This is a genomic window from Streptomyces sp. NPDC005438, assembly GCF_040606315.1.
Lineage (GTDB): Bacteria > Actinomycetota > Actinomycetes > Streptomycetales > Streptomycetaceae > Streptomyces.
On the sequence record NZ_JBEXEP010000001.1, the window covers coordinates 335,600 to 359,204 of the forward strand.

General features: G+C 71.5%; 21 protein-coding genes and 1 riboswitch. Of the genes, 10 read left to right on the top strand and 11 right to left on the bottom strand.

Annotation, left to right across the window (positions count from 1 at the left end; translation table 11 throughout):
• Nucleotides 1-104: 104 nt before the first annotated feature.
• Nucleotides 105-1,079 (bottom strand): glucosyl-3-phosphoglycerate synthase, encoded by a 975-nt coding sequence (locus ABZT14_RS01330; protein WP_356295149.1) that lies wholly within the window; start codon nucleotides 1,077-1,079, stop codon nucleotides 105-107.
• 171 nt (nucleotides 1,080-1,250) lie between these two features.
• Nucleotides 1,251-1,435: riboswitch (SAM riboswitch) on the top strand.
• Nucleotides 1,436-1,452: 17 nt separating this feature from the next.
• On the opposite strand from ABZT14_RS01330, the gene thrC reads away from it, so the two are divergent.
• The 4 genes from thrC to groL all read left to right on the top strand — a co-directional run bounded on the left by thrC (nucleotide 1,453) and on the right by groL (nucleotide 5,995).
• On the top strand, nucleotides 1,453-2,742 hold the full coding sequence (gene thrC, locus ABZT14_RS01335) for a threonine synthase (RefSeq protein WP_356295153.1): 1,290 nt from the start codon (nucleotides 1,453-1,455) through the stop codon (nucleotides 2,740-2,742).
• A gap of 141 nt (nucleotides 2,743-2,883) precedes the next feature.
• Nucleotides 2,884-3,162 carry a MoaD/ThiS family protein gene (locus tag ABZT14_RS01340; RefSeq protein WP_356295155.1) on the top strand — a complete coding sequence of 93 codons (279 nt, stop codon included), beginning with the start codon at nucleotides 2,884-2,886 and terminating at the stop codon, nucleotides 3,160-3,162.
• Nucleotides 3,163-3,763: 601 nt separating this feature from the next.
• Nucleotides 3,764-3,967, top strand: a complete 204-nt coding sequence (locus tag ABZT14_RS01345) for a cold-shock protein (RefSeq protein WP_018386095.1) — start codon at nucleotides 3,764-3,766, stop codon at nucleotides 3,965-3,967.
• 399 nt (nucleotides 3,968-4,366) lie between these two features.
• A complete protein-coding gene (gene groL / locus ABZT14_RS01350; protein ID WP_356295159.1) occupies nucleotides 4,367-5,995 on the top strand; it encodes a chaperonin GroEL in 1,629 nt (542 codons plus the stop codon).
• A 423-nt stretch (nucleotides 5,996-6,418) separates the two neighbouring features.
• On the opposite strand, the gene ABZT14_RS01355 is transcribed toward groL, so the two are convergent.
• A complete protein-coding gene (locus ABZT14_RS01355) occupies nucleotides 6,419-6,967 on the bottom strand; it encodes a hypothetical protein (protein ID WP_356295161.1) in 549 nt (182 codons plus the stop codon).
• A 663-nt stretch (nucleotides 6,968-7,630) separates the two neighbouring features.
• On the opposite strand from ABZT14_RS01355, the gene ABZT14_RS01360 reads away from it, so the two are divergent.
• Complete coding sequence (locus ABZT14_RS01360; protein ID WP_356295164.1) at nucleotides 7,631-9,829, top strand: SpoIIE family protein phosphatase; 2,199 nt, start codon at nucleotides 7,631-7,633, stop codon at nucleotides 9,827-9,829.
• A 90-nt stretch (nucleotides 9,830-9,919) separates the two neighbouring features.
• On the opposite strand, the gene murQ is transcribed toward ABZT14_RS01360, so the two are convergent.
• Together murQ and ABZT14_RS01370 are read right to left on the bottom strand one after the other, a co-directional pair.
• Entirely contained in the window at nucleotides 9,920-10,933 is a 1,014-nt protein-coding gene (gene murQ / locus ABZT14_RS01365; protein ID WP_356295167.1) for an N-acetylmuramic acid 6-phosphate etherase, read from the bottom strand.
• A gap of 70 nt (nucleotides 10,934-11,003) precedes the next feature.
• Nucleotides 11,004-11,933, bottom strand: coding sequence for a MurR/RpiR family transcriptional regulator (locus tag ABZT14_RS01370; RefSeq protein WP_356295169.1), 930 nt, complete (start codon nucleotides 11,931-11,933; stop codon nucleotides 11,004-11,006).
• A 153-nt stretch (nucleotides 11,934-12,086) separates the two neighbouring features.
• Here ABZT14_RS01370 and ABZT14_RS01375 point away from each other — a divergent pair, with 153 nt between their 5' ends.
• Both ABZT14_RS01375 and ABZT14_RS01380 read left to right on the top strand, forming a co-directional pair.
• The gene (locus ABZT14_RS01375) at nucleotides 12,087-12,470 is read left to right on the top strand and encodes a hypothetical protein (RefSeq protein ID WP_356295172.1); all 384 of its coding nucleotides are present in this window, start codon (nucleotides 12,087-12,089) and stop codon (nucleotides 12,468-12,470) included.
• Nucleotides 12,471-12,479: 9 nt separating this feature from the next.
• Nucleotides 12,480-12,812, top strand: a complete 333-nt coding sequence (locus ABZT14_RS01380) for a DUF4031 domain-containing protein (RefSeq protein WP_356295175.1) — start codon at nucleotides 12,480-12,482, stop codon at nucleotides 12,810-12,812.
• Between the two features lie 360 nt (nucleotides 12,813-13,172).
• On the opposite strand, the gene ABZT14_RS01385 is transcribed toward ABZT14_RS01380, so the two are convergent.
• The 5 genes from ABZT14_RS01385 to ABZT14_RS01405 all read right to left on the bottom strand — a co-directional run bounded on the left by ABZT14_RS01385 (nucleotide 13,173) and on the right by ABZT14_RS01405 (nucleotide 18,354).
• A complete protein-coding gene (locus tag ABZT14_RS01385; RefSeq protein WP_356295176.1) occupies nucleotides 13,173-13,760 on the bottom strand; it encodes a CYTH domain-containing protein in 588 nt (195 codons plus the stop codon).
• A complete protein-coding gene (locus ABZT14_RS01390; protein ID WP_356295180.1) occupies nucleotides 13,757-14,221 on the bottom strand; it encodes an SAM-dependent methyltransferase in 465 nt (154 codons plus the stop codon). Before ABZT14_RS01390 ends, ABZT14_RS01385 begins: the two co-directional genes overlap by 4 nt.
• 266 nt (nucleotides 14,222-14,487) lie before the next feature.
• The gene (locus ABZT14_RS01395) at nucleotides 14,488-15,738 is read right to left on the bottom strand and encodes a Cmx/CmrA family chloramphenicol efflux MFS transporter (RefSeq protein WP_356296978.1); all 1,251 of its coding nucleotides are present in this window, start codon (nucleotides 15,736-15,738) and stop codon (nucleotides 14,488-14,490) included.
• Between the two features lie 609 nt (nucleotides 15,739-16,347).
• Nucleotides 16,348-16,971 carry a hypothetical protein gene (locus ABZT14_RS01400; RefSeq protein ID WP_356295183.1) on the bottom strand — a complete coding sequence of 208 codons (624 nt, stop codon included), beginning with the start codon at nucleotides 16,969-16,971 and terminating at the stop codon, nucleotides 16,348-16,350.
• A gap of 288 nt (nucleotides 16,972-17,259) precedes the next feature.
• Nucleotides 17,260-18,354: an FAD-dependent oxidoreductase gene (locus tag ABZT14_RS01405; protein ID WP_356295185.1), complete on the bottom strand. Its 1,095-nt coding sequence runs from the start codon at nucleotides 18,352-18,354 to the stop codon at nucleotides 17,260-17,262.
• 101 nt (nucleotides 18,355-18,455) lie between these two features.
• On the opposite strand from ABZT14_RS01405, the gene ABZT14_RS01410 reads away from it, so the two are divergent.
• Entirely contained in the window at nucleotides 18,456-18,923 is a 468-nt protein-coding gene (locus ABZT14_RS01410; protein WP_356295188.1) for a MarR family transcriptional regulator, read from the top strand.
• A gap of 168 nt (nucleotides 18,924-19,091) precedes the next feature.
• Here ABZT14_RS01410 and ABZT14_RS01415 read toward each other — a convergent pair whose 3' ends face one another.
• Together ABZT14_RS01415 and ABZT14_RS01420 are read right to left on the bottom strand one after the other, a co-directional pair.
• The gene (locus tag ABZT14_RS01415; protein ID WP_356295191.1) at nucleotides 19,092-19,670 is read right to left on the bottom strand and encodes a TIGR03086 family metal-binding protein; all 579 of its coding nucleotides are present in this window, start codon (nucleotides 19,668-19,670) and stop codon (nucleotides 19,092-19,094) included.
• A gap of 38 nt (nucleotides 19,671-19,708) precedes the next feature.
• Nucleotides 19,709-20,404: a hypothetical protein gene (locus ABZT14_RS01420; RefSeq protein ID WP_356295194.1), complete on the bottom strand. Its 696-nt coding sequence runs from the start codon at nucleotides 20,402-20,404 to the stop codon at nucleotides 19,709-19,711.
• Between the two features lie 326 nt (nucleotides 20,405-20,730).
• On the opposite strand from ABZT14_RS01420, the gene ABZT14_RS01425 reads away from it, so the two are divergent.
• Both ABZT14_RS01425 and ABZT14_RS01430 read left to right on the top strand, forming a co-directional pair.
• Nucleotides 20,731-21,453: a copper homeostasis protein CutC gene (locus tag ABZT14_RS01425; protein WP_356295195.1), complete on the top strand. Its 723-nt coding sequence runs from the start codon at nucleotides 20,731-20,733 to the stop codon at nucleotides 21,451-21,453.
• A gap of 1,021 nt (nucleotides 21,454-22,474) precedes the next feature.
• Nucleotides 22,475-23,587 (top strand): hypothetical protein, encoded by a 1,113-nt coding sequence (locus tag ABZT14_RS01430; RefSeq protein WP_356295199.1) that lies wholly within the window; start codon nucleotides 22,475-22,477, stop codon nucleotides 23,585-23,587.
• Nucleotides 23,588-23,605 lie beyond the last annotated feature (18 nt).

The following is a 23,605-nucleotide window of genomic DNA, read 5'->3' on the forward strand; positions in this document are numbered from 1 at the left end:
ATGCGGCGCCACGACGACTCCGACCGCCACCGCCTCAACGCGGCGAGGTGCGGTGCGCCCGGTGACGCCGCACGCGCGCCTCGCGGGGATCCGAGCGGCGCACCCTAGGCGGCTCGGCGGGCCGCGTACTCCGGGACGCTGGCCATGGGGGGCCGTTCCTCGGTGTTGAGCTGGTGGGTGGTCGGCAGGGGGGTGCCGTCGGTGGCGCGCCGGAACTGTACGAGGGCGGTGTGGGGCAGGTGCCGTGGCTCGTCGGTGAGCCGTCGGCGCGCGGTCTGGTAGATGGCGGCGGCCATCCGCCCGAGGGCCTGGTCGTCCTGGTGGCGGTGGCGCCGGGTACCGACGTCGACCTGGGCGAGGGCGTCCAAGCCGACCAGGTGGAGGCTGTCGATGAGGAGGCCGAGTTCCACGCCGTAGCCGACCGGGAAGGGGAGCCGCTCCAGCAGTTCGCGGCGGGCGGCGTACTCCCCTCCGAGCGGCTGGACGAAGCCGGCGAGCCGGGGCCAGTGCAGGTTGATCAGGGGGCGGGCGACGAGTTCGGTGACCCGTCCTCCGCGTTCGGTCAGGGGGACGCCGTCCAGTTCCAGGGGCCGGTCGTAGGTGGCCCGTACCAGTTGGAGCCCGGGGTCGGTCAGCAGTGGCCCGACGATGCCGGTGACGAACGCGGGGGAGAAGTCGCGCAGGTCGGCGTCCACGTAGGCGATGACCTCGCCACGGGTGGCCATCAGCGACCGCCACAGCACCTCGCCCTTGCCGGGGTGGGCGGGCAGGCCGGGCAGCACCTCGTCCCGGGCGACCACCCGGGCGCCCGCCTCGGCGGCGACCTTCGCGGTGTGGTCGGTGGAGCCGGAGTCCATCACCACCAGTTCGTCGACCAGCGGGCAGGTGTCGGTCATCAGCCGCTGACGGATGGTGGTGACGATGTCCCCGACGGTGTGCTCCTCGTTGAGGGCGGGGAGTACGACGGACACGGTGCCCCGGGGGCCGGCCGCCCGTTTGGCGGCCAGCAGCTGTTCGGTCGACCGGTCGGTCACCGACCAGGACCGTTCGGTCAGCCATCGTCGTACCTCTGGCAGCACCGTGCGCTCCCCTTCCGTGCCCCGGTCTGGGGTCCGTCTCGTGTCGTATCTCGGTGTTCGGACGTCTTGTTCGGTCTTCCCCGGCTTCGGTTACAGTCTGGGCAATGCCTGACCCCTCCAGCTTCCGGGGTCGGGGACAAACGCCCGGCGGTCGGCCCGCCGGTGCCATACCGCTCATCCAGAGGGGCAGAGGGAACGGCCCGTTGAAGCCCCGGCAACCCTCCCGCGACGTGGTCCGGCAGGGCCGCACAGGTGGGACCGCCAGCCGCACGCCGGTGGTCGTCCCTCCTGAGGTGGTCGTGGGGAAGGTGCCAATTCCGGCCCGTAGGCGAGATACGTCACGGGGAAGATGAGGAGAAAGGGCCTCGCCTTCATGGCTGTGCAAGCTGCCGAAAAGACCACCACCTCCGCCACCTCCGTCGACCTGGGGCCCGCCGCCGCGCTGTCCTGTCGTGAGTGCGGGGAACGTTTCCCGCTGGGCCCGATCTTCGCCTGCGGCTCCTGCTTCGGCCCACTGGAGGTCGCCTACGAGCTGCCCGAGGGCGACCCGGAGGAACTGCGGCGCCGCATCGAGTCCGGCCCCCACAGCATCTGGCGGTACGCCCCGCTGCTGCCCGTCCCGGCGGACGTGGCCGCCAAGCCCAACCTCAACCCCGGTTTCACCCCGCTGGTACGGGCCGACCGGCTGGCCGCCGAACTGGGGGTGACCGGGGAACTGCACGTGAAGGACGACTCGGGCAACCCCACCCACTCGTTCAAGGACCGCGTGGTCGCCATCGCGGTGGAGGCGGCGCGCGCCTTCGGCTTCACCACCCTGTCGTGTTCCTCCACCGGCAACCTGGCCGGCGCGGTGGGCGCGGCGGCGGCCCGTGCCGGCTTCCGGTCGTGTGTGTTCATCCCGCACGACCTGGAGGAGGGCAAGGTCGTGATGGCGGCGGTGTACGGGGGTGACCTGGTCGGCATCGAGGGCAACTACGACGACGTCAACCGCTTCTGTTCCGAGCTGATCGGCGACCCGCTTGGCGAGGGCTGGGGCTTCGTGAACGTCAACCTCCGCCCGTACTACGGGGAGGGCTCCAAGACCCTGGCCTACGAGATCTGCGAGCAGCTGGGCTGGCGGCTGCCGGACCAGATCGTGGTGCCGATCGCCTCCGGCTCCCAACTCACCAAGATCGACAAGGGGTTGAAGGAGCTGGTGCGCCTGGGCCTGGTGGAGGACCGGCCGTACCGGATCTTCGGCGCCCAGGCGGAGGGCTGCTCCCCGGTGTCGCGGGCCTTCAAGGACGGCCACGAGGTGGTACGGCCGGTGAAGCCGGACACCATCGCCAAGTCGCTGGCCATCGGCAACCCGGCGGACGGCCCCTATGTGCTGGACATCGCCCGCCGTACCGGCGGCGCGGTGGAGGACGTGGACGACGCGCGGATCGTGGACGCGATCCGGCAGCTGGCCCGTACCGAGGGGATCTTCGCGGAGACCGCCGGCGGTGTGACGGTGGGCGTGACCCGCAGGCTGATCGAGGAGGGGCGACTGGACCCGTCGCTCACCACGGTGGTGCTGAACACCGGTGACGGGCTGAAGACGCTGAACGCGGTCTCCGACAGCGGCCCGACCGCCACGATCCGCCCCGACCTGGAGGCCTTCCGCGCGGCGGGGCTCTCCTGACCACCGCGGTCGCCGAGAACCGCCGTTCGTACCGCGCCGGGCCGCTCGTGGAAGGGCGTACGCGGCGGCCCGGGCGCGCTGCCCAGACAGGACCGAACCCGGGTGCAGACTCACCCCAGGACAGACCAAGGGAGCTTTTCGATGAGCGTCACCGTTCGTATTCCGACCATTCTGCGCACCTACACCGACGGCCAGGCCGAGGTGTCGGCCGAGGGGACGACCCTGTCCGAGGTGCTGTCCGATCTTGATCGGCGGCACACCGGTATCGGGGCCCGCGTTCTGGACGATTCGGGAAAGCTGCGCCGCTTTGTGAACGTCTATGTGAACGACGACGACGTGCGGTTCTCCGACGGCCTGGAGACCCCCACGCCGGACGGGGCCGGGATCTCCATCATTCCGGCGGTCGCCGGGGGCTGCTGAGCCCCTTCCGGTACCTCGCCGGGCGCTCGCGGGCCGGTGCTGGTGCTGTGCGGGGCGGCTGTTCGGGCCTCTCGCGGCACCGGTGGACGGAAGGGTGAGAGGCGGCTGCCCATTTGGCGACGCGGCAAGCATAAGGATTCGGCCGTTGTCGCGGAGATCGCATTCTTCGGGATCATCGTTTCACTTGGGGAACGACCCCCTCCATTCCAGGTGATGGAGGGGGTCGTCGCATGTTCATCGCATGTTCGGAGGGCGGGTAGGGTGGGGGCTTCCGTACGCGGAGCGGTCAAGTGTCCACGCTGCGACGGAAGAGGGTTACGCGTTCCCGGTGAACTTCCGAGGGAATTGCTTGCCGGGATTGCCGAGAAAGGCTTAATTGTCCGGCCCAATCTGCCCTACTTATCCGCTCTTTGGGGGTTTCCGCTATCGCCGGGTGACTGGATTTGCTCGCCGCGACGACCTGTTGCAGCGGGCTCCCGTCCAGATACATTCAGCCGCGGTCGACAGTTCTGGCGGGCCTTTTCGGTACGCCGGAGGTGAGGTCTGACCCGGGTCCGCGAAGTGCTGACCCGCGCAAGGGCCAGTAATAGGGGAGTTAGGCATGGCTCAGGGCACCGTCAAGTGGTTCAACGCGGAGAAGGGGTACGGCTTCATCGCGGTCGACGGTGGTGCGGACGTGTTCGTCCACTACAGCGCGATCCAGATGGACGGCTACCGCACCCTGGAAGAAGGTCAGCGAGTCGAGTTCGAGATCTCGCAGGGGCAGAAGGGGCCGCAGGCGGACATGGTCCGCGTGACCGGCTGAACGCCACCGGCTGAGACGTCACTGACCTGAGAGGCGACCTGGCGCGCCCCCATGTCCCAAGCGTCGGCCACACTGCGTGAGTTGAGGACCCGCACCCACGGGGTGCGGGTCCTCACGCGTGCGCGTACCGGGAGGCGCTTGCACTCTCGGGGGGCGAGTGCTAATCATTGGCGTTAGCACTCTGCGAGTGAGAGTGACAAAGAAGGACCGGGTCGGTGAGGCCGGCGAACCGGGTGGGAGCAAGGAACCGCCCGGGTTGTGGGCCGTCCGTCGCGGGCGCCAGCGCGGTCCGTATCGAACCCAACCTCCCCCGTGGTCCTCGCAGGGGGTGCCCGAGTGTGGGCGCCGTCCGGGCCGGGCCGTCGGTATGGGAGGGACCCTCCAGGGAGGACCCTTCACATGGCCAAGATCATCGCGTTCGACGAGGAGGCACGGCGCGGCCTTGAGCGCGGTATGAACCAGCTCGCTGACGCCGTCAAGGTCACCCTCGGCCCCAAGGGCCGGAACGTCGTGTTGGAGAAGAAGTGGGGCGCCCCCACCATCACCAACGACGGTGTCTCCATCGCCAAGGAGATCGAGCTTGAGGACTCCTACGAGAAGATCGGCGCCGAGCTGGTCAAGGAGGTCGCCAAGAAGACCGACGACGTCGCCGGTGACGGCACCACCACCGCGACCGTCCTGGCCCAGGCGCTGGTGAAGGAAGGCCTGCGGAACGTCGCCGCGGGCGCCAACCCGATGGCCCTCAAGCGGGGTATCGAGGCCGCCGTCGAGCGCGTCTCCGAGGCCCTGCTGGAGCAGGCCAAGGAGGTCGAGACCAAGGAGCAGATCGCCTCCACCGCCTCCATCTCCGCCGGCGACGCCCAGATCGGCGAGCTGATCGCCGAGGCCATGGACAAGGTCGGCAAGGAAGGCGTCATCACCGTCGAGGAGTCCCAGACCTTCGGTCTGGAGCTGGAACTCACCGAGGGTATGCGCTTCGACAAGGGCTACATCTCCGCCTACTTCGCCACCGACATGGAGCGGATGGAGGCGGAGCTGGAGGACCCCTACATCCTCATCGTCAACTCCAAGATCGGCAACGTGAAGGACCTCCTTCCGCTGCTGGAGAAGGTCATGCAGTCGGGCAAGCCGCTGCTGATCATCGCCGAGGACGTCGAGGGCGAGGCCCTGTCCACCCTGGTGGTCAACAAGATCCGCGGCACCTTCAAGTCCGTGGCCGTCAAGGCCCCCGGCTTCGGCGACCGCCGCAAGGCCATGCTCGGTGACATCGCCATCCTCACCGGTGGCCAGGTCATCTCCGAGGAGGTCGGCCTCAAGCTGGAGAACGCCGGTCTGGAGCTGCTGGGCCGCGCCCGCAAGGTCGTCATCACCCGCGACGAGACCACCATCGTCGACGGCTCCGGCGACAGCGAGCAGGTCCAGGGCCGGGTCAACCAGATCCGCGCCGAGATCGAGAACTCCGACTCGGACTACGACCGCGAGAAGCTCCAGGAGCGTCTGGCGAAGCTGGCCGGCGGCGTGGCCGTCATCAAGGCCGGTGCCGCCACCGAGGTGGAGCTGAAGGAGCGCAAGCACCGCATCGAGGACGCGGTGCGCAACGCCAAGGCCGCCGTCGAGGAGGGCATCGTCGCCGGTGGTGGCGTGGCCCTGCTGCAGGCCACCTCGGTGTTCGAGAAGCTGGAGCTGGAGGGTGACGAGGCGACCGGCGCGCAGGCCGTCAAGCTCGCCCTGGAGGCCCCGCTGAAGCAGATCGCCGTCAACGCCGGCCTGGAAGGCGGTGTGGTGACGGAGAAGGTGCGCAACCTGACCGTCGGCCACGGCCTGAACGCGGCCACCGGCGAGTACGTGGACATGGTCACCGAGGGCATCATCGACCCCGCCAAGGTGACCCGTTCCGCTCTGCAGAACGCGGCCTCCATCGCGGCGCTGTTCCTCACCACCGAGGCCGTCATCGCCGACAAGCCGGAGAAGCAGGCCGCCGGCGCCGGCGACCCGACCGGTGGCATGGGCGGCGACATGGGCTTCTGATCCACCCTCTCCGGGATGGATCGGCGTCCGCCGTGACCCGAAGGGCGGCACCCCTCAACCGGGGTGCCGCCCTTCGGCGTTGATACGGCACGGCGCGTGCCGGTGGGGTGCCCGGGGTGGCTTCTTCGGGTGGCCGTCCGCGCGCTGTTGGGTCGGTGGCCCCTCGGGCGTCCGCCGGGCGCGGGCCGTGGTACCCCCACGCGGTGGCCGGCCGGTCTGCCGTGCGGTCGTCGTTCCGTCCTCCTCGGCTCGTTCCGCTGACAGCCACCAGACGGGCGCGGGTGCCACGGACGTGACACGGGCCGGGGGCATCGCTCCGGGGGCGGCCCGTGGCGGGAGGAGGCAGGACCGAGGGGGCGGCCCGGAAGTGGTTCCGGGCCGCCCCCTCGGTCGAGTGGTGCGGTGGTTTTCTCGGGGTCCCGCTCAGTACTTCTTGGGGCGGTAGGCGTCGAACTCGTCACTGCCGAGGCCGTAGGTGAGCTTGCGGTGGTCGGTGCCGTGACCGCCACGCTGCTCGTAGGCCCAGTACTTGTTCTTCGCCGAGCTGGTCCACTTCTCGAAGATCACCACGTGACGGGTGGTGTTGCTGCCCTTGGCGTCGATGACCAGGTCACCCTTCTTCAGGTTGGCCATCTTGATCTTCGAGGTGAAGTCGCTGGTCGCCAGGCCCACGGTGTTGGTGCCCGGCTTGCCGTACTTCAGCGCCATGGAGGCGTAGCCGGAGCAGTCGGTGCGGTAGCCCTGGAAGGTCTTGCTCTGGCTGTAGGGCACCTGGGAGCCGTTGTTGGCGGTCAACCAGGTCTTGGCCCGCTTGATGACCGTGGCGCGACTGATGGCCTGAGCGCTGGGCCCGTCCTGGCTTCGGGCGGTGGGCTTGGCGTCCTGGCCCTGGACGGCCGATGCGGCGGCCGGTGCCAGGGGGGTCAGCAGGGCGAGACCCGCACCCGCCGCGACGAGGGCTTTGCGGTTCATGGCTCTCCTTGGTCGGTGCGTGACCGCTCGGTCGCGGTACGCAGGAGTGCTTGGCGGGGCCCAGCGTCCCGGTGGCGCCGTGAGCATGTCAACGCCCATGGTCTTCGGGCGCACCTGCCGTGAGGGGAACACTCCTGGTCGGCGGAGGGGGTTGGTACGCCCTTCGGAATCGTCGAAGGTGACCGGAACGTGATGGTCCGCCCCGGGGTTCGCCGAGCGAGGTCGAGGGCCTGCCCCGTGCTGGGGTATCCCGATGCGGCTCCGCGCCGAGCTTGCCGGCCCGGCCCGCCCGGCCTGACCTTTCCGCCGCCTCGGCCGCTCGTGGCGAGCCGGGCCGCCCACCCGGAGGGTGCGAGGTCGGGGGGCCCGCCCCCTCGGGGTGCCGCCGCCGGACCCTCTCGCCCGGGAAGCCGGCGGGGGCCGTGGCAGGGGGTGCCGAGGGGCGGGGGTGGCGATGGGGGTGGCGGTTGGGGAGGGGTGTCCCCGGCCGGAAGGGGTGCCCTCTCGAACGGGTGGAAAAGCCGCGTAACGCCTATTCTTGCCGGCGAAGCGCCCCGCCAGGGGCGGAGCGTCACTCCGCGAAGGTGGACCACGGTGCGGACAACGGACGGCTCGACGCCCGAGAGGGAGCCCGGGGTCCCGCTGACCCGCGGGAGGAGCGCGGTGACCCTGGCGCTGGGCCTGCTGGACGAGGCCGATCCGGCGAGCGTTCCCGGTGTCCTGCTGGACGCCTGCCTGGCCCGTGTTCCCGGCCGCAACGGTGTGGTCTACCTCCTGACGGACTCCCGCTGGTTGGGGCTGGCGGCGGGTCGGGGGTACGACCCGGGGGCCCTGGAACGGTTCCGTCGGATCTCGACGGGCGCCGAACTGCCGGTGGCCCGCTGTGCCCGGGTACGGCGGGCGATGTTCACGCCGGCGGAGTACTTCCGGGTGCCGTACCCGGATGTGGCGAGTTTCTTCCGGCCGGTGGCCTTCCACTGTCTGCCCCTGATGGTGGGGGAGCGGCTGGTGGGGGTGGTGCTGGTGGAGCACCCGCCCGAGGAGCCGGGGCGGCGGCTGAGGGAGGAGTTGCGGTTGCTGTGCGCGCTGGGCGCACGGCGGCTGGACGGGGCCGGTGGGCGTGACCGGGCGGAAGCCGGGGACGCCGGGGGTGCCGCGCACACCGCAGGCGCCGGGGACGCCGAGAGTGCCCCGACCGCTCACGTCGGCGAGGCCGGGGAGGACCCGGCGGGCGGGTTGTGGACGGTGGACGGAAGGAGCCGTAGCGCGCGGTTGGAGTTGGCGATGGCTAACGCCGAACTGGGCGTCTTCGACTGGGACTTCGACTCCGGCCGGCTGATCTGGGACGAGCGGACCTGCCGTCTCTTCGGGGTGGAGCCGCACCTGTTCGACGAACAGGTGGAGAGCTTCTTCCGGGCGCTGCACCCGGAGGACGTATCGGACGTGGAACGGGACCTGGCGGACGGTGTGGACAGCGGCAGGTTCCGTTCCCGCTACCGGGTACGGCGCCCGGACGGCACCGTCCGGTGGGTGGCCGCCGAGGGGCGGGTGCTCCATGACGCCCGGGGCCGCCCGCAGGGGGTGTCGGGCGTCGTGCGGGACCGTACCGAGGAGCGGCGGCGCGAGGTGCGGGAGGCGGCGCGGCGGGATTTCGTCGTTCGGGTCACCCAGGGGGTCACCGGCGCGCTGTCCACCCAGGAGGTCATCGAGGCCGCGTCCGCCGCCGTACTGCCCGCGTTGGGTGCCCGCACCCTGGTGGTGCTGGTGTTGGAGGGAGAGCAGGTGGAGATCGTGGGCAGCCACGGCTTCACCGAGGAGGAGCAGCGCATCCATGTGCGGCTGATCAACCGGGCGGGGCGCAGGTTCGGTTCGGCCCGGGCGGTGCTGGTGGATCGGCCGCACTACCTGGCGACCCGTGAGGAGTACCTGCGGACGTACGGGGAGGACTTCCCTCCGCAGGACTGGGAGCAGGCCTGGGCGTTCCTGCCGCTGGTGACCGAGGAGGGCACCGTCGGGGTGTGTGCGCTGGGCTTCGACCGGCCGCACGACTTCGGCGAGGAGGACCGGGGTCTGTGCGAGTCGGTGGCCGGGGTGCTGGCCCAGGCGTTGGACCGGTCGCGGACCCTGGACCAGCGGCGGGGTCAGATGACCGAACTCCAGCGGATGATGCTGCCCCGGCGGGTGCCCGAACTGGACGGGGTGGACCTGGTGGTGCGGTACCTGCCGGGGTCCGAGGGGTTGGAGGTGGGGGGTGACTGGTACGACGTGGTGCCGCTGCCGGACGGGCGGGTGCTGCTGGTCATCGGGGACGTGCAGGGGCACAGCGCGCAGGCCGCGGCGGTGATGGGCTACCTGCGGGTGGCCATGCAGTCGTACGCCGCCCAGGGGCCGGGGCCGGAGGAGCTGCTGGTGAAGGGCGACCAGATGCTCACCGAGCTGGAGACGGAGCGGTTCGCCACCTGCGCGGTGGCCGAACTGTCGCCGGACGGCGGGTGGTTCCGGCTGGCCCGGGCCGGTCACGCCCTGCCGGTGCTGCTGGAGCCGGACGGGCGGGTGCGGGAGCTGGACGGGCCGGGGGGCCTGCCGCTGGGGACCTTCGGGCGGGGCCCGTACCCGGTGGTCAGCCATCCCCTTCCCCGGGGGGCGACCCTGCTGCTGTACACCGACGGGTTGGTGGAGCGCCGGGGCGAGGACTACGGGCGGTCGGTGGAGCACCTGGTACGGCGGCTGGCCGACTGGTGCGGGGCCCACCGTGCCCCGGGCGGCTGGGACCTGGGGGCGCTGGCCGACCACCTGGTCGCGGGGGTGGAGGAGGACCCGGTCCACGACGACCTGGCCCTGCTGATGCTGCGGCGCGGCTGAGGGGCCCACGCGCGGTACCCCCCCGTGGGACCGTGACGGCCTCGTACCCCGGACAGCGCCGGGGTACGAGGCCGTGGGGGAGGGGGTGGCTCAGCCGCGTCGGGCGGCGCCGTTGCTGGGCTGGTTGGCCGCCTGGCGCAGGGCGACCCGCAGGTGGCCGTCGGCGTCCCGCAGCAGTTGTTCGGAGGTGTCGCCGTCGACTCCGGCGAGCACGCACAGGATGGCGTTCTTCACCTCGCCCCGGGTCTCGCCGAGGGCCCGCTCGATCTCCTCCTCGCCGGCCCCGGTGGCCAGGGCCACGATGCGGCGGGACCGGGCCCGGAGCTTGTCGTTGGAGGCCCGTACGTCGACCATCAGGTTCCCGTAGGTCTTGCCGAGCCGGATCATGGTGATCGTCGACAGCATGTTGAGCACCAGCTTCTGGGCGGTGCCGGACTTCAGCCGGGTGGAGCCGGTCAGCAGCTCGGGGCCGACGACCACTTCGATGCCGTGGCGGGCGCGGGCGGCCAGGGGCGAGCCCTCGTTGCAGGAGAGCCCGACGGTCAGTGCCCCGCGTCGGCCGGCGTGCTCCACGGCGCCCACCGCGTACGGGGTGCGGCCGGAGGCGGAGATGCCCACCACGGTGTCCCGTTCGCACACGCCGAGGGCGTCCAGGTCCTCGGCGGCCAGCTCGGGGCTGTCCTCGGCGCCCTCACTGGAGGTGACCAGGGCGGAGGCGCCGCCAGCGATCAGCCCCCGGACCTGGCCGGGGGCCGTGTTGAAGGTGGGCGGGCACTCGCTGGCGTCGAGTACCCCCATCCGCCCGGCCGTGCCGGCGCCGGCGTAGATCAGCCGTCCACCGCGTGCCATGCGTTCCGCGATGTCCTCGATGGCCGCCGCGATGGTGGGCAGTTGGGCGGCCACGGCTCCCGGTACGGAGGCGTCCTCGGCGTTCATCAGCCGGGCGATCTCCACCGTGGGCAGCTGGTCGATCTCGGCCAGTTCGCTGCGGAACGCCTCGGTGGTGAGGCTGTCCAGCTGCGCGCGCAGATCCTCGGGTCCGGGTCCGTCGCTCGAACCCGTGGTTCCGATCCCGTACGGCCAAGACTCGGATTCGGAGGTCATGTGTGCTGCGGCTCTTTTCGTGGTCAACTTTCGTGGTCAACGACGGGGTTTCACCGAGGCGGACAGGACCTCAGCGCTGACGTGGGCTGTGCCGGTGGGCCAGGGCCTCGTAGGAGGCGGACAGCGCGGGCGCCGCCGACTCGTAGGTGCGCTGGGCGACACCGATGAACAGGCAGTCCACCACCAGCAGTTGGCCGGTACGGCTGGACATGGCGGCGGGCCGCAGTTCGCTCTCCCGGGCCGTGGAGGTGGCCAGCAGGTGGTCGGCGTACTGGCTGACCTCACCGTCCGGCCGGCCGGATATCGCCACCGTGGTCGCGCCGTGGTCGAAGGCCACCCGGAGGGGTTCGATCACGTCGACGGTGCGGCCGGAGTGGGTGATCGCCACGGCGACGTCACCGGGGCGCAGCTGCACGGCGGTGGTGATCGCCAGGTGGGGGTCGGTGTGGCAGTGCGCCACCAGGCCTATGCGCAGCAGCTTCTGGGCGAGGTCCTGGCCGACGAGCCCGGAGGCGCCGACACCGTAGATGTCGACCCGGCGGGCGGTGGCCATGGCGGCGACGGTCGCCTCCAGCTGGCTGGTGTCCAGCCCGGCGGCGGTGTCGGCCAGGGACTGCTGCTCGTCGTGGGCGAGCTTGGTGACCACTTCCGCGATGGGGTCGTCGACGGCGATGTCGGCGGTGACGGCGGGGGCGGCACCGGACTCCTGCTGGGCGGCGAGGCCGGCGAGGGCCAGGCGCAGGTCCCGGTAGCCCGGGTAGCCCAGCATCCGGGAGGTGCGGACCACGGTGGCCTCGCTGGTGCCGGTGCGTTCGGCGAGCCCGGTGACGGTCAGCCGGGCGCAGCCGGCCGGGTCCTGGGCGACGGTTTCGGCGACGCGCTGCATGGAGCGGGTCATGGACGGGGCCATGGTGCGCACCTTGGCGGCGAGCGCGGCGGGTCCGGGCGGGCCGGAGGGCGTGGCGGAGGAACGCCGTGGGGCCGGGGGAGACTGTGGCACCACGGGTGGGGAGGCAGTGGCGAAACTTTCCTTCACTGGATGGGTCACAGGAGGAAGGTATTTCCAGCCCCGGAGTCCGTCAACCCCTCTGACCGGCCCGGAGAGGCTGGTCAACCCCGTACGTTCGGGCCCCGGTTCTGGTGCAATGGAGGGATGGAAGCCTCCACACCACAGCACGGACCGACACTGGAGCAGGCACTACACCGCGCCCGGGCCCTGATCCTGGCCGACCTCACGGTGGGGGACGTCGCCACGGCCAACGTGGTCTCCCTCGTCGAAGAGGCCGTCAGCCACCGCCGCTGGTGGGCGGAACAGTGGCCGGAGGGCCGGGGGTACGTCGCCGGGCTGGTCGCCCAGGACGTCCAGGACGCCCTGCTGGACCGCTACGGCCGCTGGCCACTGTGCCCGGTCTGCCAGGGCAACGACCTGCATCCGCTGGGTGTGGAGCCGGAACTCGGCGAGGACCCGCACTGGGTCTGCCCGGAGACCTCCACCGCCGTGGCCCGGGTGGGTTCCCTCGCCGCCCGGCTGACCTGACCCCCGCCGATGACCGTCTACGTCGACCCTCCGCGCTGGCCCGGCCACGGCCGGTTCTGGTCGCACCTGGTCAGCGACCTGTCGTACGAGGAACTCCACCGGTTCGCCGCCACCCTCGGCTGCCCGCCCCGCGCCTTCGACCGCGACCACTACGACCTGCCGTCGGAGTGGTACGAGGACGCGGTACGGCTGGGCGCGGTGGAGGTCGGCAGCAAGGAACTGCTGCGCCGGCTCACCGGTGCCGGACTACGGCGCCCCAAACGGCGCGGCCCCCCTCGCGCCGGCACCCCCACCGGCGCCGCCGGTACCCCGCGGGGCCCGTCCCCGGCGGGCACCCCCTGAGCGACCCCCGCTCGCCGTGACCGGAGCCCGGGGCCACCATGCCCGTCGGGGTGCGGGCGGGGGGCTGCCTGTCGGGAGCCTGCCGGGGCTCCCCTCCACTGGTGGCGCCTCTGCCGGGGTGGGTGCCTGGGCTGGCCCGTGGGTCCACCTCCGCCCGCCTCGGGGTGGGTGTGGTCGAGGTTGGCCCTGTCGAGGGGTAACTCGTTTGCTGCGTACGGGTGTTGGGCCACGTCGCCCCCATCCGTTGCCGCCTTCGATGGCTGCTGGTGCGCGCGGTCTTCCTCGGGCGAACTCGGTGATCCCGGGGATCACCGAGTGCCGTAGGGCGACTTACGTCAGCGGCGCTCGTCGGCCCCGTGATCAACGGTTTCTGGTCGAAGGAGAAGCGTCCTGCTCCTTCTCGGCGTCGGAGAACAGAAGCGTGGGCTCGGCGAGGATGTCACGGCCGGCCTCGCTCTTGTAGATCTCGTCGACGCTGCCGAAGCGGGCTTCGGAGTAGTCAAGGTCCAGCAGCCCGGCGGCCTGCCGTACCGACGCCTCGTCGGGCCCCTCGATCTCCAGGAAGGTGGGGAGGTCGGGCCAGGTGTCGAAGTCGAAGGCGACCTCGCCCAGGCGCCATTCCTCGCGGTAGTTCTCCTGGTAGCGCACCTCGGTGAGGCCGACCCGGCGGAGGATGTCGGCCATGGCGTGCAGGTCGGTGACCTCGGTCTCGATCTCCTTGGTGCCGTCGATCGTCGTGGCGTCGGTGACCTGCTTGAGCGTGAGCGTCGAGCGGGTGCCCTCGTCACGCAGCCGGATCCAGGCTCCTCCGTCCAAGGAGTCGTTCTCGAAGATCTTGCGGGTGAGGAGAGCGCGGGGGAACGCCCGGACGGCACCGAGGGCCCTCAGCTTGGTCTGGAAGCCGGCGACGTCCACGGCCAGGAACTTCGCCTCGTATTCGTGCTTCATCTGTCCTTCTCTCGGAAGTGGTCGGTGGAGGTGGACGTCCGGGCCGCGATCAGCAGGCCCATGCGGTGGGTGTGGTCCTGCAGTCGGCCGATGTGGGGCCGCTCGGTGAACCTGTCGGTGTGCAGGGTGAGCAGGACTTCCCAGTCGCCCAGGAAGTGGTGGTGCAGGCGTTCCGGGGAGGTGTAGTGCTCGATCATGTGGTGGCGTCTTTCGACGGGCATCATGAACTCCGCGCCGAACACACCGCCCGGGCTGACCATGCGCTGCATACGGTCGACGAACTCGCCGAGCGGGCGGTGGTGGTTGGCACTGTAATGCCACGAGCAACTGGTCCAGATCGCCTCGCACCGCAGGTCCAGGGGTTCGCCTTCGAGGAAGTCGTCCTCAACTACCTGTACACGTTCATGGAGTTCTTCGAGCTTTACTCGATCGATCAGGCCCCACGCGTGTGCCTGGTCCACCCTGAGGGTGTTGGCCCGGGAGGTGTGGGCGCTCCCCCAGGGGTGCCCCTGTGATGGGCTGACCGTGACCGGTCCGCTGAGCCCGAGGGGGTGGCGGAGTGCTTGCCCCGAGGGGGTGGCCTGAGCTGGCGGGTTCGCCCTACCAGGGTGACCGTGACCAGTCCGCTGGTCCGCGTTCGGTGACCGTTGCCGGACCTCGGCTCCGTACCCGGGGCCGGGCCCCGGCCGGCTTCGTGCGGGCCAGCGTGGGGAACCGTGACCGGCCGCTAGCCCGGGTGGTCGGACACCTTTCCGCGCCCCGGGGTGGGGGTGGGTTCGCGTTGGGGGGAGACGCCGGCGACCACGGTGGAGCCGGGACCTCCCCGGTCACGGTGGTGGAGGGCGCGGGCCCAGAGGACGACGCCGGTGGCCAGGGCGGCCACGGCCGCCGCCGTCCAGGCCACCGCCGGGTAGCCCCAGCCGGCGTCGATCACCTGGCCGCCCAGCCAGGGGCCGGCCGTGTTGCCGATGTTGAACGAGGAGGTGGCGGTGGCGCCGGCCAGGGTGGGGGCGGCGCCGGCGACCTCGAACATCCGGGCGTTGAGCGCGGGTGCGCAGGTGAAGGCGGTGAGCCCGAGCAGCATCGACAGGCCGACCGCCGCCACCGGGCTGTGGGCGAGGAGGGCCAGCAGGGCCAGTACGAGGGCGGTGGCGCCGGTGCCCAGCAGCATGGTGGGGAACAGCCGCCCGTCGGCGATCCGCCCGCCGACCGTCGTACCCACCAGGGCGCCGACGCCGAACAGCGCCAGCACGGTGGGTATCCAGCCCTCCTCCAGGCCGGACACGTCGGTCAGCAGCGGTGCCAGGTACGCGAACAGGGCGAAGGTCGCCGCCGCCTGGAGGGCGATGGTGGCCACGGCCAGCCACACCTGGCCGTCGGTGTAGATCCCTACCTCCCGCTTCAGCCGGGGGCGGTCGGCTCCGGTGGCCGGACGGGTGTGGGGGACGCACAGCAGCACCCCCACCACGCCGATCGCCGCCATCACGGCCACCGCCCAGAAGGCGGAGCGCCAACCGGCGTGCTGTCCGAGGTAGGCCCCGGCCGGTACGCCGACGATGTTGGCCACGCTGAGCCCGCCGACCATGATCCCCATCGCCCGGGCCCGGGCGGAGGTCGGGACCAGGGAGATGGCCACGGCGGCACCGACCGCCCAGAAGCCCGCGCAGGCCAGGGCGCTGACGACCCGGGTGGCGAACAGCAGGGAGTAGGTGGGGGCGAGGGCGCCGGCCACCTGGCCCAGTCCGAAGACGGCCAACAGCGCCACCAGGGTCGTACGGCGGGGGAGGCGGAGGGTGGCCGCCGCCAGTACCGGGGCGCCCACCACCATGCCGACCGCGAAGGCCGACACCAGCAGACCGGCCTGCGGGATGGTGACGTCCAGGTCCCGGGAGATCGGTTGGAGCAGCCCGGTGAGCATGAACTCCGAGGTGCCCAGCGCGAACACCGACAGGCTGAGGATGTGGACGGCCAGCGGGATGCGGAACCGTTCGGCCTTGGCGTCCGTGGCCCGGCCGGACCCGGCGGGTACGGGCTGGTCGGGGGAACGGTCGCCGGCTGTGCCGGACGGGTCGGGCTCGGCTGGGTCGCTCATACCTGGTGCCAACCCCGGCGCGGTGCGGGGGAATTCCGTGACCGGCGCCCTGGTCGAGTGGCGCCGGTCACAGGTGCCGGAGTCCGGTGGGTGGGCACGGGACTTGGCGTCGTCGTCCCGCCCACGCGGCCATGCGGCCCTCTTCGGGTGGGTGGATTGGTTCGCCCGTGGGGCTGAGGTGGCGGCGCGGGCCGGGATCGACCGTGAGCCGACCGGTGGACTTCGCGTGGAGTCGCGTCGGGACATCCCCGACCTGGCGCCCGGGCACGCGCGTCCGGGACCGCCCCGTCGTCCACGAGTCCGCCAACGAGCCCGGCCCCAGGGACCCCGACGTCGGGCGGCTGGCCAGGCCGTGGGCGCGGCTCCGAAGGGGTGGGTGTCCGCGACGTCATCCACCCCACCTCCTCCAGCCCCCAACCGACCGGGCTTCGTCCACCCACCATCTACCACCCACCAACCCAACCCGTCTCCCACAGCCCGCCGGGCCTCGCCCGGCTACGACCCATCCAGGCGATAACGGGCCACACCTCGCGGCGAGTTGAGCAGAGCGACCCCGTCCAGGGTGTCGAACGCGGACCGCATCCGCTCGGCGGCGGGACCGCCGACGAACGCCCGCCAGGCGGCTTCTTCGGTCCACTCCGCGTAGTTGACCAGCCTGCTCCCGTCCACCGACAGGTGGAGGTGGGCGCCGACGAGGCCGGGAGGGGCGAGTGCGGTCAGGTTGGCCAGGATCGTCCCGGCCAGCCGCTGTTGGCTTACGCGACCGTCGCAGGCGAACCGGGGCGTGGCCAGCAGTGTGGGCGCACCCTGGTCGGTGGGCGGTCGGTAGCTGAGGTGGAGGAGGTAGCGGGCCGGTGGGGCGTCGCCGTCGTCGAGCCAGCGCAGGCACGCCTCGTCGTCGGTCCACTGGGCGTACCAGAGGTCCCGGTCCCGGTCGGGGGAGACGGTACGGAACCGGGTGAGGCTCAGCAGTCCGGCCGGGTTCTCCCGGCGGGCGCGGAGGGGCAGGCCCGGTTCGTCGGTGCCGCTTCCCCACGGGCTGATCATGGCGACGCGGGCGTCCTGGCGGGTGACGTCCGGGAACTCCGCTTCCGTTCCGGCGTCGTTCGATCGCTTCACGATGTCGTCCTCCCGGTCGTGTCTGTCTGCACGTCATGTACGCCCCGCACGTCATGCCTGTCATGGCGTCCCCGGCCGTACGGGGCGGGGGCTCGAAGCACGGGTGGGGCCCGGTGCTCGTGACGTCCGCTGCCGGTCACTGCCGAACCGGCCCGCCCCGGGCAGCGGTTCGGCTCCTTCCTCCGTCCCACGATCCACGGCACCGGACCGAGCCGGCCTCCCGTTCGGCGCGGTTCGCGGGAAGCGGACCGGTGGTTCGTGTGGCGCGGTCGTGGTGTGGGATGGCGGTCAGGGCAGGCCGAGTCGGGCCCGGTAGAGGTCGAGTCGGAGGTGTGCGCCCTTGAGTTCGGCCGTCCGGTCCGCGCCCAGGACTCCGAGTGCCGCGTTGTAGGAGGCGCCTCCGGTCGGGCCCAGCGGCAGTGACATCCCCGGTGGGCCGGGGGTGTAGACCCGGGGGTCGCCGGTCTGGGTGATCTCGGCCCGGATGTTGGCGGCGGCCACCTCGGCGTGCAGTTCGGCGGCCTTGGCCAGCTTGGTTTCGGGGACCGTGGTGATGTCGCCGATCGCGAACACGTGGGGCAGCCCGGGTATCCGCAGTTCCTCGGTGACGGTGAGGTGGCCGTCGGGGCGCCGGGCGGCGGCGAGGTCGCCCCGGAGGTAGTCGGTGGCGGGGGCGCCGCCGTGGCAGCGGTACCACAGGTCGGCGCTGAGGGTCCGTCCGTCGGTGGTCGTGGCGGTGAACCGCGCCAACTCGCCGGCCGGGGTCGGCGGTTCGGCGGCGAGCGGGGCGCCGAGGAGGAGGTGGACGTCGAGTTCCCGGAGTTGGCGGCGGAGTTCGGCGCGGAACGGTTCCGGGTGCCGGCCGGCGAGGATGTCGGGCACGGGGTCGACGACGGTGACGGCGGTGTCCGGCCAGGCCGCCCGGATCTCCCCGGCGAGTTCGAGGCCGACCGGACCGGCGCCGAGGAGCAGGACCGTACCGGCCTGTGCGAGGGCCTCTCGGGACTCGCGCAGTCGCCGTCGCGCGCTCGCGCTGTCCGCCTGGTCGATCCTGGCCGGGAACGGTGGGGTCGAGCCGGTGGCCAGGATGGCGAAGTCGGCTTCGAGGCGCTCACCGGAGGCGAGCGCGGCGGTGACCGTGTGGTCGGTGGCGCTTACGGCGGTGACCCGGTCGCGGCGGACCTCGCCCCGTTCCAGCAGGCCGTCGTAGGGGAGGAAGACACGTTCCGCCCAGTGCGGGTCGACGAGGGCGCGTAGCGCGGCGACATGGTGGACGAAGGTCTCCCCCGGTTCCACCAGGATCACCTGGGCGGTGTCGTCGAGGGCCTTGGCGGCGGCGATACCGCCGTAGCCGCCGCCGATCACGAGCACGACGGGGGACATGGTTCTCCGTTCTGAGGTGCGGGGTTCGGTAGTCGATTCAGAACGACATCATGTCACTATGACATCGTTTCTCTGTGACACCTTACAGGTAGCCTCGACCCATGAACGAGTCGCGTCCTCCGACACTGACCGCCCTGCCCTCGTACCTGGCCGGGCATCTCGCACGGATCGGCCACCGGCTGCTGGCCGGGGAACTGGCCGCGCGGGAGCTGCGGTTGCCGCACTTCGCGGTGATGACCGCACTGGCTGACTTCGGCTCGCTGGCCCAGCACCAGCTCGCGGACCGCCTCGGCCTCAACCGCAGCCACGTGGTCGGCTACCTGGACCTGCTGGAGAGCCGCTCGCTGGTACGGCGCGAGCGGGACCCCGACGACCGACGCCGTATGCGGGTCACGCTCACCCCCGAGGGGCACGACCTGCACGCCCACCTCGCGTCGGTGGCCCACCGTTCGCAGCGGGCGCTGCTCGGCGCGCTCGACGAGTCCGAGCAGGCGGTTCTGGTGGACCTGATGCGCAGGGTGCTGGAGGCCGACGACAGCGGGGAGGTGACCGCCCGGAGCGGCGAGTGAGGGGCGCTGTCTGGCCCCCGCGAGGTCCTTGGGGGATCCGTGAGCGTGTTCCGGTGCCGTGTGTCAGCGGGCGGAGCATCGGGCCCCGGGCGACGAGGAGGGCGACCCCACGACAACGGGCGCGCGCCGTACCCGCCCCTCCGCGGTCCGAAGGGCACCCCCCGAGGGCTACGTCTGGCGGGGGTCACGCCCCAGGAGGGCCACCAGCCGTTCGGTGGGGCCGGCGGAGGCGGGCACCTCCACGGGCGGGTCGAAGATGCCCAGGCCCTGCCAGGTGTCGACCTGCGGGGCGATGCGCTGGTGGACGGTACGGGTCAACTCCTCGTCCAGCTCGTCCGGTTCGCCCAGCCCCCGGGCGAGGTCCCAGGAGTGGACGGTCAGGTCGGTGGTCATCTGCCAGGCGTACTCGGTCACCGGGCTGGGGCCGCCGCTGGTGTGCACCCGTACGTCCGGGTCCAGGGCGGAGGGCACGTGGAAGGCGGCGTGGGAACGGGAGGCGGCGGCGTCCCAGCTGTCCACCGGGTGGCCGTCGAGTACGTCGCCGTCGTACCGGTCGCCGACCTCCTCCAGGGTGGCCCCCTCCAACAGCCAGGGCGCCCACAGGTGTTCGGAGGTCAGGTGGTTGACCAGGTCCCGTACGGTCCACTGGGCGCAGGGGGTGTCGGCGGACCACTGGTCCGCACCGACCCGGTGCACCAGCCGGCCGAACTCCGCCTGCGCGGTGTCGAAGGCGTCCAGTAGCTCCATGCCACCCAGGGTGGCACGGTGGGCCGCGCCCCGCCCGGTCAGTCGGTGCCGGAAGCGGGGGTGTGCGGTTCCCCGGTGAGCAGTTCCAGCTCGATGGAGAGGTTGCGGCGGGCGACCTCCTCCCAGTGGTGCTGGCCGTAGGGGGTCCGGTACAGCTGGTGCAGGGACAGCAGCTGGCGCAGCACCTCGGCTCGGCCGCGACGGAAGTCCTCTTCGGGTACGAAGGAGTACTCCTCCCGCACGTCCCCGGCGTAGTGGGCGTACCGCTCGGGGTCGGCGGCCAGGATCGACAGGTCGGCGTCGCAGAGCACCTCGCCGTTGCGGTCGCCGGGCTCCGGGTCGTGGCTGACGGTCAGCCGTACCAGCCGCGCGACCTCGGACACCAGGTGCCCGTCCAGGCCGAGTTCGGTCAGGGCGCGTTCGGCCAGTCGGGCGCTGCGCTCCTCGTTCTCGCTGCGTTCGGGGAGGTAGACGGCGTCGTGGAGCCAGGCGGCCAGTTGTACGGCGGCCACCCGGGAGGCGTGGCCGGCGAGGATCTCCACCTGGTCCAGCACGGTCAGCAGGTGGTCGACGGTGTGGTAGCGGCGCTGGGGCTCGGACCAGCGGCGGAGCAGGTCCTCCCCGTAGCGGCGGGGGTCGGGGCCGGAGCCCTCGCGGGCCGAGGAGACCACGGCGATCCAACGGTCCAGCAGGGCGTCCCAGGACGGGTGGGGGGTGTCGGGGGTCGAGGCCATGAACATCATTGTGGGCCCCGGACCGGGGGCTCGTCCCGAGGGTGTCGCCATGGGGGGACCATGTCGGAGGAGGGGAGTGGGGTGCGGGCGCACGGTGCCGTGACGTGACGTCGGGGACGGGCGGGCGCCACTCCACGCGGAGCCCACCGGTCGCCCCCGACCCTCCTCCTCGGAGCCCGGTCGAAGGGGGTGTCGAAGGGGGGCCCGGGGCCGCGAGGTCGGGGTGACGCCTGGCGCGCCGCGCGGGTCCGGGGCGGTGCGTGGGCAGCCGTACGCCTGGGCCGCGCGGTGGGGCGGTGGGCGCCCGGCTGTGGCAGGCTGGCCGGGTGTCTAGACCTCTTCTGGAAGTGATCGCCCTGTCCGCCCCGGACGCCGTCGCCGCCGAACGGGGTGGCGCGGACCGGCTGGAACTGGTCGCCGAGATGGCCGCCGACGGGCTCACCCCCACCCTGGCGACCTTCGCCGAGGTACGGGACGCGGTGGACCTGCCGCTACGGGTGATGCTGCGTTCCCAGTCCGGGTTCGGCACCGGGGGCCGGGCCCTGGAGGCCCTGTGCGAACTGGCCGGCAAACTGCGGGCGGAGGGCGCCGAGGAGTTCGTACTCGGCTTCCTGGACGAGGACGGCCGGGCCGACCTCGCCGCCGTGGACGCCCTGTTGGACCAGGTACCGGGCTGCCCCTGGACCTTCCACCGGGCCGTGGACCACGCCATGGACCGGGCGGCCCTGCGCGAGGCCGTGGCCGGCACCCGTGGCCCGGACACCTTCCTGACCGCCGGTTCCCCGAGCGGGGTGGCCGAGGGCTTGCCGGTACTGGCCCGGGAGGCCGCGTCCACCACCCGGGGCGAGCCCGGTTTCCAGGCCCGCGTCCTGGTCGGGGGCGGGCTGCGACTGGAGCAGGTACCCGAACTGCGGACCCTGGGCCTGGACGCCTTCCACATCGGTTCGGCCGCCCGGCTCGCCGGCTGGGACACCCCGGTGGACGAGGACGCGGTACGTCGCTGGCGCGGTGCGCTGGACGAGGACCCGGCGGTACCGGAAGTGGTGTGAGGGGGTGCCCCAACCAGCGTGCGGGGGGCGGGAGTTGGGGGCTCACCGTCGCCGAGGTCCGGCTGTCGCTGGCGGACTTCCGGGCGGCGACCTGAGGACGCGCCTCACCGCCGATGGGTGCTGACGGCCCCCACTGGCTGATCACCCACCACGGTGTACGTACGCCCCGCTCCCCAGCGCCCCCCACTCGCGAAGTACCTGGCGGCCCCACCCCTCCCGTGACCCCAGCATCCCCACTGCCGCAGCGATTCCGGTGATCCCGACGACCTGAGCCACCCCGACGAACCGGGCCACCCCAGCGAGCCGAGCCTCCAACAGGCCGACTTGTCCCCACGACCGGGGAAGTCCGTCACCGGGGAAAAGGCGGAAGGGGGCCAGGGTCCTGGAATGGTGATCTCCTCGAAGGGGGAACTCGGAGGGGTGCGGAACTCGGTATCCGCCGCGGTGGGAAGTGATCGGGAATCAGTCGGTGGCCGGGGGGTGATCTCCTTCTGGTGACGGCTGAGGAGAAGTCAGATCGTGAATACCGTCTTTCTTCAACTTCCGCCTCCCGCTTGGTAGTTGTCCGGCTAGGGTCGTCTCACCGCAGAAGTCCGCCATTGCAGTGGGGAGACACCCAGTTATGCGCGCAGATTCCTCAACGTCCTCAGACTCGTCCGCCTCGGCGATCCCGTCGTCGGACCAGTCCTCGCCCCGGCCTCCGGCCGATGCCCCGGTCGGGGTGCCGGTCTCCGCGCCGGACACGGACGGCGTTTCCGGGGCGGAGACCGGGGCGCCGGTGGTCGAGGTCCTGACTTCCGGTGTGGTTTCTTCCGGGACGCCGGCCGTGGTCACCGGTTCCGTTTCCTCGTCGCTGTCCGAAAAGGCCGCAGGAAGGGTTGCGGAAAGGGCCACGGAAAAGCCCGGGGAAAGGACTCCGGGAAAGGCATCCGAAGTGATCTCGGAAACGCTCTCCGCGCCGGGTAGGAACCCGCTCCCCGTGCCGGAAGTGGACCCGGTCTCCGTACGGAGTGGTGGCCCGGTGTCCGCACCGGTATCGGCGCCGAACCAGGAGAGGCAGGACAGGCAGGACGGACAGAAGAGCCGGGAGTGGGAGGACGCCCCGGAGGCGGGGCCGGCTGGTTCCACGGCCCGTACCGAGTGGCGGATCAGGCCGGAGTTCACCTTCACCGACGGGGAACGGGCCGCTCTGGAGCGGGCGTTCGAGGAGCTGAACGCCAACCCGTACCGCGTCTATGACGCGCACCGTTTCCAGGTGGGGCGGCTGGTGGCCGAGGGGGTGGTGCCGGAGAGGTTCCGGCGGTTCGTGGCCCAGCTGGCGGACCGGGATCGTTCCCGGGAGCCGGTGGTGGTGATGAAGAACGTGCCGTACGACCGTGACGTACCGGTCTTCGACTACGACGAGCCGGTCCGGTCGAAGTACGAGGTGAAGAAGACCTTCCTGGCGGAGGCGTTCCTCGCGTTGTTCGCCCGGCTGGCCGGCACTCCGGCGATCGGCTATGTGAACGTCAACGACGGGGACGTGTTCCAGGACATCTACCCCAAGCGTTCGCTGAGTTCCTCGCAGTCCCAGAAGGCGCTGGACCGCATTCACTTCCACAAGGACCTGGCGAACCACTTTGTACGGCCGGACCAGGTGTACATGGTGGGGATGCGCAGCAACCCGGTGAACGAGGTGTACACCTCCTTCGTCCGCAACATCGACGTGATCGCCTCGTTCAGCGCCGAGGAGTTGGCCCTTCTGCGGAGGCCGGAGTTCCACACCCCGTTCGACGACCTGACGGTGAAGGGCGGTTCGCTGGAACTGGGGGAGGCCGACCGGCATCCGATCATCAGTGGTGAGGACGATCTGCGATACTTCGAAAACCGCACCGTGGGGGTCACGGACGAGGCCAAAGCCATCGTTCCCCAGCTCTCGGCGACTCTGCACGCCCTGAAACAGCGGGTGTTCATCGAGCCGGGCGATTTCGTGATCACCTACAACAACCACACCGTGCACGCCAAGGAAGTGGTCACGGTGGGCGATCCCGAGGCGTTGAAGTCACGCTGGATCATCAAGACCGTCAACGTGGACGACATCGAGCCGCACCGCCACCATCTGGTCGCCGGCACCGACTACCTCGTCAACGGCTGAGGCGGCGTACCGCCCGTT